We start from the raw sequence: 11,594 nt of genomic DNA, 5'->3' as shown, positions 1-11,594 counted from the left end.
ATAAAGTATATTATTATTGGTCAGAGCTCCTTTATTTTGGTTAAAATTATTGTGGTTTAGAACTATAAACAACTAATAAAATGTGGCAGGAAGAAGATAATAAACTGAAGCGTTCTTTTACCTTCAGGAATTTTAAAGAAGCATTTGCCTTTATGACCGAAGTAGCCGAAGTAGCGGAGAAAATAGATCATCATCCGTGGTGGGCCAATGTGTATAATAAAGTAGATATAGAATTATACACACACGATGCCGGCAACACCGTAACCATCCGCGACCACCGGCTGGCCGAATCCATCGACCAAATAGCCGCCAAATACACTTTAAAGAATTAATCTATTTTACCAACTCAATTTATTCAACAATCCGGTGGGATAAAGTAACCCTCCGGGGAAATAGATTATCCAGATATCCGGTGCCGGCTAATTATTTTCTCTTGACTTAATTATTTAACTTTGAGCCATGTCAGCAGACGAGGAAACCCGTTTATATTTAGTGCCCACGCCCATCGGTAACCTGGAAGATATTACCTTGCGGGCTATTCGGGTGTTAAAGGAAGTAGATACGGTATTGGCCGAAGATACCCGTACCAGCGGCAAGTTGCTGCACCACCTGGGCATTGATAAACGCATGCACAGCCACCATTTGCACAACGAACACAAAGCCGTAGCCCACCTGATAGAGCGTTTAGCCAAAGGCGAAAAAATGGCTTTGGTTTCGGATGCCGGTACGCCGGGTATTTCGGACCCCGGCTTTTTACTCGTACGTGAATGCTTGCGGCATAATATTAAATTTGAGTGTTTACCTGGCCCTACAGCCTTTGTACCGGCTTTGCTAAAATCAGGCTTCAGCGCCGAGCGTTTTACATTTGAAGGTTTTCTGCCGCAGAAAAAGGGCCGCCAAACGCGTTTGCAACAATTGGCTACCGAAACACGGACCATGATATTTTACGAATCGCCGCACCGCCTGCTAAAAACGCTTACCCAGTTTAGCGAATATTTAGGTCCGGAACGGCGGGTATCAGTATCGCGGGAACTAACCAAATTATTTGAAGAAACCATTACCGGCACCCTTACCGAAGTGCTCGCAGCTTTTGAGCAAAAAGCCATTAAAGGCGAGTTTGTAATTGTGGTAGAAGGTACCGATAATTAAAAAACCAACAGTATCTATGCGCATTAAGGCACTTTGCTATACCTTCATCTGTCTTACTTTTTGCTTCTTCCTGAGCCTGCTTCATCCGGCCAAAGCCCTGGATTTATCGCCGCAGGCCCAAATAAGTTTAATTACGGTTTCGCCGGGCGAAGAACTTTATTCTATGTATGGGCACAGTGCCATTCGGATTTACGACCCAACCATGGCCCTGGATATTGTTTTTAACTACGGCACCTTCGATTTTAACACCTCTAATTTTTACGTAAAATTTATCCGGGGTAAGTTGCCTTATAACCTCTCCATGAATTATTACGAAAACCTGAAGCAAGGCGCCATTCAGGAGAACCGGTCGGTTTACGAGCAGGTTTTTGACCTAAGCCCCACTGAAAAACAGAGGGTTTTTGCTTTACTGGAAACCAATTATTTACCGCAAAACCGGGCATATTTTTACGATTTTTTCTACGACAACTGTGCTACCCGCATCCGCGATGTGTTTATGAACGGCATAGGCAATAATTTAAACTTTAAACACAAGCCGCAGCCAGAAGCCCCCACTTTCCGGCAACTAGTAGATATTTATCAGCGTCCGCACCCTTGGGTAGATTTAGGCATTGATTTACTCATGGGCCTACCCGCCGATAAACTGGCTACTCCGCTGCAGCAAATGTTTTTACCTGATTTTTTAATGGAAGGCTTTGCACCGGCCCAGGTAACAGCGTTAATCAAGCCAGCGCAGGCTGGTGGCCAAGCAGCAGCAGGCCGACCTTTGGTAAGCCGGGTGCAACAGGTGTATAAAGCCCCTGCATCGTCAGCTACTCCCACTAAATTTACCCCAACTATATTTTTCTGGATCTTGTGCGCGATGGTAGCAGTTATTACATTTTTACAGATAAGAAAAAAAGTAGCTCGTCACGGAATAGATGTATTGCTTTTTGGTTTGGCTGGGCTTTTGGGAATATTATTAACCTTTTTGTGGTTTGGCACCGATCACCAGACTTTCGGGAATAATTTAAATTTGTTGTGGGCTTTTCCATTACACTTGCCTCTGGCATTTATGTTATTAGGCCGCCAATTATCACCGTTTGTTAAAAATTATTTCCTGGTTTTTTCCGTTTTACTGGTTTTAATTGCTTTAATCTGGAAAATATTTCCCCAGGATTTTCACCCGGCCGTATTGCCCATCGTAATAATGCTGGCCCTGCGGGCCTGGTATATTGCCAAAGCGGCGCCAAAACTCCGGAAAGGAGCTAACCCGTACAAATAATTTATTCAGCATTAACCTTATGAATTTAACCCAACTTCGCGAGCAGGTAATTGCCATTACTAAAAAAACCGGCCAGTTTATCCGGACCGAGAGCCAATCTTTCGACCCCAGTAAAATAGAACATAAAGGCGTAAACGACTTGGTATCGTATGTAGATAAAACCGCCGAAGAGCAAATTGTAGCGGGGCTGAAAGAAGTATTTCCGGATGCCGGTTACATTACCGAAGAAGGTACCGCCCAGGATAAACACGATGTTTACAACTGGATTATCGACCCGCTCGATGGCACCACCAATTTTATTCATGGCTTACCTATTTTCTGCATAAGTATTGCTTTAATGGAGCGCGGCGAAGTAGTTTTGGGCGTGGTGTACGAAGTAAACCAAGACGAATGCTTTTCGGCTACCAAAGGCGGCGGCGCTTTTTTAAACGGCAATCCTATACAAGTAACTAAAGTGCAGCACCTCCGCGACAGCCTGATGTGTACTGGCTACCCCTATACCGATTTTGGTTTGCTGCAGGTATATTTACAAATGTTAGGCGCTTTTATGGGCAAATCGCACGGGGTACGCCGCCTGGGCTCAGCTGCCGCCGACCTGGCTTATGTAGCGGCCGGCCGGTTCGAAGGCTTTTTCGAGTACAACCTGAAACCCTGGGATGTGGCGGCCGGCATACTGCTGGTACAGGAAGCCGGCGGGCGTGTCAGCCAATTTAACGGCAGCCCCGGCGACCCGGTTTTTGGCAAAGAAACCCTGGCTACCAATGGCTTAATACACGACGAAACCTGCAGCCTGATTGGCGAGTACTGGAACCAAACCGAAAAATAAACTTTTATTTCTCCACTGGAGTTATCAAAGCATCATGATTCAGCAAATAATTATTTTATTACTTTTTATTGCGGCAGCATTGTACGTAGGCCGGCTGGTGTATAAAAGCTTTACTGCCAAAAGCGGCTGTGCCAAAGGCTGCGGCGCCTGCTCTACCATCGATTTTAATAAAATAGATAAACAAGTTAAAGCTGCGGCCGGCAAGTAATTACTGGTAGCAGCTTTATTTTTTCTTCTAATCTAAATAATTGCTTAAAACAGTTATTTACATGCACTTTATCTCAATTCTCTGACTTTGAATTGCCCCTGACTTCAGTCAGGGGTGCCCAATATTTCTTAAAACCCGGGGCTAAAGCACCCGGGCAATGCAAGGTTGCGCTTAACCTGCTTGCCTATGGTGCCGCCACAGCAAGAGCAATGATTTTATCCAATTAATAATCTAAACAGGTACCTAAATTTTACAGCGTAGCTGTTACTGGGTGCATTTGCCCAAATAAGCTTAACTGCGCAATAATTTTTGCCTGTAATATTTACCAATCTATTCATCCCAAATACCGGCACTTTCGTTTAAAGAAACTGGAATATTGCCGGTAAGCTTAAATTTTTAGGTTTTCTGCTGAACTCTTACCGGTTTTTACGTATAGTAGCCATACTATATTAGATTCAGACGTACTAACCATATATTGCTATGCAAGACAAAGAAGAATTAACAACCCAGGTTAAATTAGAGGCCAAACTTAACGCCGAAGGGTTTACGAAAGATTTTCGGGTAACCGACGAAGGGCGCCTTTGCTCTTTAGACAACGACAGAACTTACAGCCCGGAAGAAGTAAAAATTGTAAATTTCTACCGTTTTGAAGGAGAAACCAACCCCGATGACATGGCTATTTTATATGCCTTAGAATGCACCGATGGCACCAAAGGCACCATTTCTAACTCTTACGGTCCTTTGGCCGATGCCGATATAGATGCCTTCTTGGTACAGGTAGAAGACTTAGGTAAGCGAGTGGATGACCACGGTAAATAATCTAATAAGCGTACTTTGAAAATTTAAAAGCGGGAAAATTAAATATTATTTTCCCGCTTTTCTTTTAACTGCCCTGCCCGTTTTCAGGATTATCTTCTTTTAATATTTGTAACTGTTCCGGCAACCTTTCGCTGCTTTTACCAGCAAAATCGAGCTTACGCATTGGGTACGGAATTTGAATGTTATGCTCATCAAAGCACTTCTTAATTTTAATAATGGCTTCGCTGCGGGCCGATACATAATCGAATTGCCGGCTGTAATGAATCCAGAACCGCACCAGAAAATTAACGGAACTCTCCCCAAATTCTTCGTACACCACTTCCACGTCTTTATGCTCTACCATGCCCCGGATATTTACAACGGCGGCTTTTACTATTTGCTGCACGCGCTCTAGATCCTCGCCGTACGAAACTGCACCTTTTACATCTACCCGCCGGATGCCATAGTGGGTATAAATTACCATCACGTTTTCGAAAACTTTGCGGTTAGGTACTTTTACCAGCTCGCCGGTAACCCGCCTAATATCAATGGTACGTAAATTTATCCGCTCAATGGTACCAAAATAATCGTTAGATTCTACTACATCGCCCACGCCAAAGGGCTTGCGCACCGCAATAATTACCCCCGATATAAAATTGGTGGCAATATCCTGAAAAGCCAGACCTAAGGCCAAACCAATAATACCAACCCCAGCCAGCAAAGAGGTTACCGTTTTATCAAGTTGCAGAATACTAAGCACAAAGAAAATCCCAATTAGGATGGCGGCGGTATAAACCACAGAAGCCACCAAATTATTCAGGGCCACACTATGCGAAAAGCGGGGCAGTACTTTTTCGGTGGTTTTCTGAATAATCCGCGCTGCTACAAACGTAAAAACCAGCACCATGAGTGCTATTACCAAGTTGGGCAACATTAATATTAAATGCCGCACCCACAACTCCAGCTTATGGTATAAAAGGCTAATAGCTTTGTTTATCTCCAGCATCATTATTACTTATTTTTCGAGCCGCCACCGATAGCCGCAGTTTAAGCAGGTTAATTTTATTCGGGTACGCATTGGGTAAAGAAACAAGATAGATTTTATTAACGGCCAAATACCCGTTATTTGTTTTTGTTTTAAGTTATGTGAGTTACAAACCGGGCACGTGAGCGCTTCGTAATCTTCAGATTCATCGGTGGCGGTTATTAAACCGTGCCTGATTTCATTTATTAAGGCTGAAGCTTTTTCCTGATCCTGGGCGCGTACCCGCAGTTTTACACCACCATAAGCAATAGAATGCCAGGGCTGGTTGCTAATAATATTTTCATCGGCGATTACGCTCGGAATTCCTTCGGCTTCGAGGCGGTTGCGGTAAATATGGGCTTCTATGGCCTCCGGAAAAGTAGCCACTGTTACCAGTACAATATTGTTGTCTTCTCCTGCGTCCATATTTTAGTGGCGTGCTATCCCCAAACCTTGGTACCCTGCGTACAATTGCGGCACATGTCTATTTCACTCCGCGACTTCAGAAGCGATTTACGGAATTGCCGGTAAGGAGTTCCGCGCCACAATTGCTTAAAAGGCTGGCTTTTTAAATCGCCGAGGCGGTGTTCGGCATCTTTATCGAAACAACAAGGTACCACCAGCCCATCCCAGGTTATAACGCAGGAGTGCCACATTTTCCAGCAATGGTTCAGCAATTTATTTTTAATGGTATAAGCGCCGTTGGGCTGCTGCTGGTACCTCGAATAATAATCAATGGTTGGTATCAGGGGCGAGCCTTGCGCATAATCGTAAATCTGGGCCGTTTTAAACCATACATCGTCTACCTCAAGTTCTTTCGCCAAATTTTTTACATCATCTAACTGGTGCTCGTTGGGCCGCACTACTAAAAACTGAAATATGATAAACGGCTTTTTCGATTTTAACTTTTTTTTCCATTTCACCAGGTTGCGGGTACCTTCCAGTACTTTATCCAGGCGGCCGCCCACCCGGTAAGCCTGGTACACGTCCTGCGTAGTACCATCTATCGAAATAATAATGCGGTCTAAGCCAGATTCTACGGTTTGGCGGGCGTTGTCGTCGGTGAGGTAATGGGCATTGGTAGAAGTAGCCGTATAAATACCTTTGCTGGCGGCATAATTAACCAGTTCCAGAAAACGAGGATGGAGGTAAGGCTCGCCCTGGAAATAAAATATTAAATACCATAATTGCTGGTGCAACTCATCAATGGTTTGCTTAAATAAATTATCGGGTAGCATACCGGTGGGGCGCGTAAACGACCGCAAACCGCTGGGGCACTCGGGGCAGCGCAAATTGCAACTGGTGGTTGGCTCAAACGAAATACTAATAGGGCTGCCCCAGAAACGCGGCTGTTTTGTAATTTTCGAGAGCAAATAACTACCCGTAACCTGCACCACGTTTACCGCCCGGCGTAAAGTCAGTTTCGATAATAAATTAAGCCCATCGGTTATGCTACTTCTCATGCAAATTAATTAGCGGCGGTTATCCACCAGAAAAAATAAAGCTAAAATTAAGATTAACTCCGCAAATAAAGCGTAGCCGTTTGCAAATTATACTTTTACGCTTAGCTATAAATACAAAACCCGGCCGGTTTAAAAAAACCAGCCGGGCTTAAGTATATTTATTTAGTATAATTTCTGAGTATTTATTTCTCCATGGCGTGCATAATCTGCTCTTTGGCGCCAGCGTTGCTCGGGCGTTTGGCTTTGGTGCTGATAAAAGTACCGTCGGTATCAATTAAAAAGTAAGAAGGCATATCGGCAACTTTGTAGGCTTTTGTGATGGCTTCCTGGTTACCGCCGTATAACTGCACGCCTTTTAATTTACGGCGGGCAATGGCATCGCGCCAGTAGCCTTCGTTTTCATCCATGCCAATATTTACAAAAACCACGTTTTCGTTGGCCAGTTCTTTTTCGAGTTCAATGGCGTAAGGTACATCTAACTGGCACAAACCGCATTTGCTGTTCCAGAAGTTCAGATAAACCAGTTTGCCTTTAAAATCGCGCATGCTCATTTCCTGGCCGGTGCTGGATTTCAGTTTAAAATCGGGGGCGGGGCTACCCAAAGCAAAGCCTTTGCTGGTATTATAGGAAACCGCTAAAAACTCATTCAGATCTTTATTGGTATTTAGCTTTTCAAAATCATCGAACATGCGGCTGGTGTATTGGATAAAACCATAGCGGATAGATTCGTGCAGCACATTAGCCAATACCAAATTACGCGGCTCACCGGCCAGCTTTTCTTTTGCCAAATTGTAAATAGCCTCGTAATAATCTAAATCGGCAGGGCGGTGGTTAGCAGCAGTCGCCTGAAAACGAATATAATTTTTTAAGTAGCTTAAATACGAGTGGCTTTTCACGCCCGGCGCATTATCCAGTTTTACATCTTTAAAAAAGCCGTAATAATTGTCCGATAATTTAATGGGGCCACCCAGTACTTTGGTCCGCAGTTCGTTAAAAGTAAGCCGGTCGTTGGCGTAAGAATATGCTATTTCTGCCATTATATAATTCCGGAAAGCATCCGAAACCGGGTTTTTAGCAGTATATTTTTCAAAGAAATTCAGTTGGTCTTCTTTCCGGAAATCTAAAAATTCCACAAAGCTTTTTTCTTTCAGGGTAATATTTTCTGGCAGCACCTGGTAATCTTCGTTTTCCAGAAACTTCTGGTTATAAGCCAGCAGGAAATTATTCTCGTTGGCCCCTTTACCTTTAAATTTAAGGCTTTTCATGAGGCTACCGCCGGTAAACCGCGCTTCCAGCTCATCGCCGGGCTGCAGAAACAAGCTGATAGCTTCGTCTTCGTACACAAAATCAACTACCGAAGCATCTTTCAAAGGCACCTCTACCGAAAAGCTGCCGGTGGCATCTAACTTACCAATGCTTTGCGCTTCCTGCGCACTCAAGGGGTTAGGATTTACGCCTATTTGAATACTATCACTTTTTGGTTTCGTTACTTTCCCAACCAATAATGCCCGCTGGGCCCAGGCTAAATTTGTTAACAACAAAAAAGAAAAAAAGAGTAAATGTTTTCTCATACCAACTAAATATAATTTTCGGTTTAAAGATAAGTCTAAAATACAATACATAGCACATTTTATAGTTAAATAATATAACTTTCTTTATATGATGCAATATATTACCAAATCTATTTACCTTGTTTTATTACTAAATCAAAAAAGACTATATAAATGCAGCTTGTTTGGAGTGGTTCGGGAGCTTACTGGCAATATTCCTATTTATTGCCGTAGCGTATTACAAAGATGGGCTGGCTTTAAGTCGATTAAAAATTTTGTTTATTGAACGACTTATAGCTGGACTTAAATGACGATAAACACTCTTTAAATAATTAGATAGAAACAATTTAATATTTAGATATAAGAACAATAACTTTTCAAAGGGCAATACCCTTATTAGTAGGTTAAAGCGCTTAATTTATTGCGGTTATGTTGAGCTGGCCGGAATAGCTAAATTATTATTTTTTAATGCTGTTAAATGCTGTGATAGATCCTTCGGCAAGCTCAGGATGACGCTATAAGCTACCCTTAAGCGCAGTTCCAGGTTTTTTGATAAATATTAGTGCATAAAAAAAGCTGCTCCGTTAACAGAACAGCTTTATATAAGGTAAGCGTTTACGCTTTAAATTTGCGTGTTGCGTTAAGCTTTACTTAGCCAAACAAGCCACTAATTACTTCATCTAGTTTACTAACGGCGTGTACTTTTATGCCATAGCGCTTCAGGTCGAGGCCGCGCACGTTAAACTTAGAAATATAAATTTCCGTGAAACCCAGTTTTTCCGATTCGGCAATACGCTGGTCTACCCGGTTTACCGCGCGTATTTCACCGCTTAAGCCAACTTCGGCCGCGAAGGCAGTGGTATTGGGCACCGCAATATCTTCAAAAGAAGAAAGGATAGAGGCACAAACCGCTAGGTCAATAGCTGGGTCTTCAATTTTTAAGCCGCCGGCAATATTTAAGAACACGTCTTGGGTACCCAACTTAAACCCGCCTCGTTTTTCCAGAACGGCCAGCAACATATTCAGGCGTTTGGCATCGAAGCCGGTAGAAGACCGCTGGGGCGTACCATATGTAGCCGGGCTAACCAAACTCTGTACTTCAATGAGCAAAGGCCGGTTGCCTTCTAAAGTAGCGCCAATGGTGATACCGCTAAAGTTTTCTTCGCGTTGCGAAAGCAATATTTCAGAAGGATTACTTACTTCGCGCAAACCAGTACCCTGCATTTCGTAAATACCTAATTCGGAGGTAGAGCCAAAGCGGTTTTTAGTGGTGCGCAAAATACGGTAAGTCATGTGCCGGTCGCCTTCAAACTGCAAAACCGTATCTACCATGTGCTCCAATATTTTAGGTCCGGCCAGGTTACCTTCTTTGGTTATGTGCCCGATTAAAAATACCGGGGTGCCGCTTTCTTTGGCGTACTTCAGCAACTCGGCGGTACACTCGCGCACCTGCGAAATACTGCCGGCCCCAGACTCAATAAAGGACGAATGCAGCGTCTGGATAGAATCGACAATCAGCACATCGGGTTGCAGTTGTTCTATCTGCTTAAAAATATTCTGGGTGCCGGTTTCGGTTAATATAAAGCAGTTCGGGTGTTTGGCACTGAGGCGCTCGGCCCGCATTTTTATTTGCTGGTCGCTTTCCTCGCCCGAAATATACAGCACCCGGTTATTTTTCAGGCTCAGGGCAATCTGCAGCATTAAGGTAGATTTACCAATACCCGGCTCCCCACCAATCAGCACCATCGAGCCCGGAACAATACCGCCGCCCAGTACGCGATTTAGCTCCTGGTCAACCGTCTGGATACGCGATTCTTCGAGGTAACTTATTTCGGCAATGGGGCGGGGTTTGGCCGCAACCTGTAACGAACTGGACGACTTCCAGGAACCGGCGGTAGTTACATCTTCGCGCTGCAGCACTTCTTCTACATAAGTATTCCACTCGCCGCAAGCTGGGCACCGCCCAATCCACTTCGCCGACTGCGCCCCGCAATTCTGACAAAAATAAGAGGTTTTTAATTTAGCCATTAATTATATAAACCCCGGTTTAAAGGGGTGAGTTAAAACTTTACAAACCATACAAGATACGGCTTTTTAGCCTTTTTAACAATTCTAACCCCACGGAATACTGGGGGTTTCTTTGCCTAAAGTGGTTGAAGCAATCAGCCACGTAATTCAAAAGGCAGTTGCTTAATTAACCAGCAGATGGAGACATAATTAAATAAACCAGTTTTGAGCGTATCGGGCATTCGCTTATTCAGCCCTAGCAGTTCCCTACTAAATTTGGGTAAGGCTTTTATAAAAAGAAATTTAATGCCGATTCTGAAATTTTATACTATTTATTTTATAGTGTTCAGTAAGAATGCGAAACCAGTAATTTCGCAAAGTCAGTTGTGCGTAGCCTTAGTGAGTTATGCGTAGAGTTAGCGCAGCGCTCTACGCATAACTCGGAAAGCCAATCTCCTGATTGGCGTTTAACCACAGCCCTCGGTAAAAGTATTCGTGGCTAACTTTCGATTGTGGGAGCACAGACCGAGGAAAAGTAGAAGAAGGGTTAACATTATTTGTATAGAAACGCCCGAGATTACTGAAACTTACCAAGACCGATAATTATTACCTTTATAGCGTAGTTACGCCAATCGGGAGATTGGCTTTCCTAAAAATGCGTAGAGCGCTGCGCTAACTCTACGCATAGCACAGAAGTATACAACGGAGCGAAAGCAAATGGTTAAAATAAACAGACGAAAATCAAACTTTAGATAAATGACAATACCAAACGACAGACAAATATTTGACGGAGAAATAGCAACGTATTGGTTTGAGGAAGGAATATTAGTTTCGTTGTCTAAAAGCCCTAAACGCACCTTTGAAAATATAAGAGGGAATGTGGCTTTGGTAAAACAAATTACAGATAATAGAAGATTTCCTCTATTAATATACCTAGCTGATTCTCCTGTTCCGGATAAAGAAACACGCAAGTTTTCTACCGAACAATTGCCAATTATTTATTCTGCCATGGCCATGGTGGCTAAGCCCGGACTTTCTAAATTTATTATGAATATTCTGTTCTCCTTAAAACCACCTCCAATTCCGATGAAAAGTTTTACGGACGACCAAGCTGCGAAACAATGGTTACAACAATACACTTAGATAGTAGTAAGACCTAGGTTTTAATTGATAGACGAGTTGTTAACTGTAACTTCTTGGAAGCGGGCACACCGCAGATGCACAAATCAGCTTTATGTAGGTTCTCTCAAAAGATAATGCTGTTCGGTTAAATAATGGCACTACTGCTAAGTCCTGTTCGTTAGT

Annotated in this window: 12 protein-coding genes; 7 read left to right on the top strand and 5 right to left on the bottom strand. The window is 43.3% G+C overall.

Annotation, left to right across the window (positions count from 1 at the left end; translation table 11 throughout):
- The first annotated feature begins 80 nt into the window (after nt 1–80).
- From F0145_RS11690 to F0145_RS11665, 6 genes are all read left to right on the top strand, one after another.
- Nucleotides 81–332: a 4a-hydroxytetrahydrobiopterin dehydratase gene (locus F0145_RS11690; RefSeq protein WP_150088585.1), complete on the top strand. Its 252-nt coding sequence runs from the start codon at nt 81–83 to the stop codon at nt 330–332.
- 127 nt (nt 333–459) lie between these two features.
- Complete coding sequence (gene rsmI / locus F0145_RS11685) at nt 460–1,149, top strand: 16S rRNA (cytidine(1402)-2'-O)-methyltransferase (protein WP_150088584.1); 690 nt, start codon at nt 460–462, stop codon at nt 1,147–1,149.
- 16 nt (nt 1,150–1,165) lie between these two features.
- Nucleotides 1,166–2,413, top strand: a complete 1,248-nt coding sequence (locus F0145_RS11680) for an Lnb N-terminal periplasmic domain-containing protein (RefSeq protein ID WP_150088583.1) — start codon at nt 1,166–1,168, stop codon at nt 2,411–2,413.
- Between the two features lie 19 nt (nt 2,414–2,432).
- Nucleotides 2,433–3,239, top strand: coding sequence for an inositol monophosphatase family protein (locus tag F0145_RS11675; RefSeq protein ID WP_150088582.1), 807 nt, complete (start codon nt 2,433–2,435; stop codon nt 3,237–3,239).
- A 34-nt stretch (nt 3,240–3,273) separates the two neighbouring features.
- The gene (locus F0145_RS11670) at nt 3,274–3,447 is read left to right on the top strand and encodes a FeoB-associated Cys-rich membrane protein (RefSeq protein ID WP_150088581.1); all 174 of its coding nucleotides are present in this window, start codon (nt 3,274–3,276) and stop codon (nt 3,445–3,447) included.
- A 480-nt stretch (nt 3,448–3,927) separates the two neighbouring features.
- Entirely contained in the window at nt 3,928–4,266 is a 339-nt protein-coding gene (locus F0145_RS11665; RefSeq protein WP_150088580.1) for a hypothetical protein, read from the top strand.
- 64 nt (nt 4,267–4,330) lie between these two features.
- Here the strand turns inward: F0145_RS11665 and F0145_RS11660 are convergent, their stop codons facing one another.
- From F0145_RS11660 to radA, 5 genes are all read right to left on the bottom strand, one after another.
- A complete protein-coding gene (locus F0145_RS11660) occupies nt 4,331–5,254 on the bottom strand; it encodes a mechanosensitive ion channel family protein (RefSeq protein WP_223815994.1) in 924 nt (307 codons plus the stop codon).
- Nucleotides 5,255–5,260: 6 nt separating this feature from the next.
- Nucleotides 5,261–5,695: a putative signal transducing protein gene (locus F0145_RS11655; protein ID WP_150088579.1), complete on the bottom strand. Its 435-nt coding sequence runs from the start codon at nt 5,693–5,695 to the stop codon at nt 5,261–5,263.
- Between the two features lie 14 nt (nt 5,696–5,709).
- On the bottom strand, nt 5,710–6,732 hold the full coding sequence (locus F0145_RS11650) for an SPASM domain-containing protein (RefSeq protein WP_150088578.1): 1,023 nt from the start codon (nt 6,730–6,732) through the stop codon (nt 5,710–5,712).
- A 182-nt stretch (nt 6,733–6,914) separates the two neighbouring features.
- Nucleotides 6,915–8,303: a TlpA family protein disulfide reductase gene (locus tag F0145_RS11645; RefSeq protein WP_190277531.1), complete on the bottom strand. Its 1,389-nt coding sequence runs from the start codon at nt 8,301–8,303 to the stop codon at nt 6,915–6,917.
- A 630-nt stretch (nt 8,304–8,933) separates the two neighbouring features.
- Entirely contained in the window at nt 8,934–10,310 is a 1,377-nt protein-coding gene (radA, locus tag F0145_RS11640; RefSeq protein WP_150088576.1) for a DNA repair protein RadA, read from the bottom strand.
- 735 nt (nt 10,311–11,045) lie between these two features.
- Here radA and F0145_RS11635 point away from each other — a divergent pair.
- Complete coding sequence (locus F0145_RS11635; protein WP_150088575.1) at nt 11,046–11,432, top strand: DUF7793 family protein; 387 nt, start codon at nt 11,046–11,048, stop codon at nt 11,430–11,432.
- Nucleotides 11,433–11,594: the final 162 nt, after the last annotated feature.

The organism is Adhaeribacter rhizoryzae, from assembly GCF_008629685.1.
Taxonomy (GTDB): Bacteria; Bacteroidota; Bacteroidia; order Cytophagales; family Hymenobacteraceae; genus Adhaeribacter; species Adhaeribacter rhizoryzae.
This window is presented reverse-complemented; position numbering and strand designations above follow the sequence as displayed.

Excerpts from the sequence above, each read along its gene's own strand:
- F0145_RS11690 (WP_150088585.1), top strand. The coding sequence starts at position 81 with ATGTGGCAGGAAGAAGATAATAAACTGAAGCGTTCTTTTACCTTCAGG.
- rsmI (WP_150088584.1), top strand. The coding sequence starts at position 460 with ATGTCAGCAGACGAGGAAACCCGTTTATATTTAGTGCCCACGCCCATC.
- F0145_RS11680 (WP_150088583.1), top strand. The coding sequence starts at position 1,166 with ATGCGCATTAAGGCACTTTGCTATACCTTCATCTGTCTTACTTTTTGC.
- F0145_RS11675 (WP_150088582.1), top strand. The coding sequence starts at position 2,433 with ATGAATTTAACCCAACTTCGCGAGCAGGTAATTGCCATTACTAAAAAA.
- F0145_RS11670 (WP_150088581.1), top strand. The coding sequence starts at position 3,274 with ATGATTCAGCAAATAATTATTTTATTACTTTTTATTGCGGCAGCATTG.
- F0145_RS11665 (WP_150088580.1), top strand. The coding sequence starts at position 3,928 with ATGCAAGACAAAGAAGAATTAACAACCCAGGTTAAATTAGAGGCCAAA.
- F0145_RS11660 (WP_223815994.1), bottom strand. The coding sequence starts at position 5,254 with ATGATGCTGGAGATAAACAAAGCTATTAGCCTTTTATACCATAAGCTG.
- F0145_RS11655 (WP_150088579.1), bottom strand. The coding sequence starts at position 5,695 with ATGGACGCAGGAGAAGACAACAATATTGTACTGGTAACAGTGGCTACT.
- F0145_RS11650 (WP_150088578.1), bottom strand. The coding sequence starts at position 6,732 with ATGAGAAGTAGCATAACCGATGGGCTTAATTTATTATCGAAACTGACT.
- F0145_RS11645 (WP_190277531.1), bottom strand. The coding sequence starts at position 8,303 with ATGAGAAAACATTTACTCTTTTTTTCTTTTTTGTTGTTAACAAATTTA.
- radA (WP_150088576.1), bottom strand. The coding sequence starts at position 10,310 with ATGGCTAAATTAAAAACCTCTTATTTTTGTCAGAATTGCGGGGCGCAG.
- F0145_RS11635 (WP_150088575.1), top strand. The coding sequence starts at position 11,046 with ATGACAATACCAAACGACAGACAAATATTTGACGGAGAAATAGCAACG.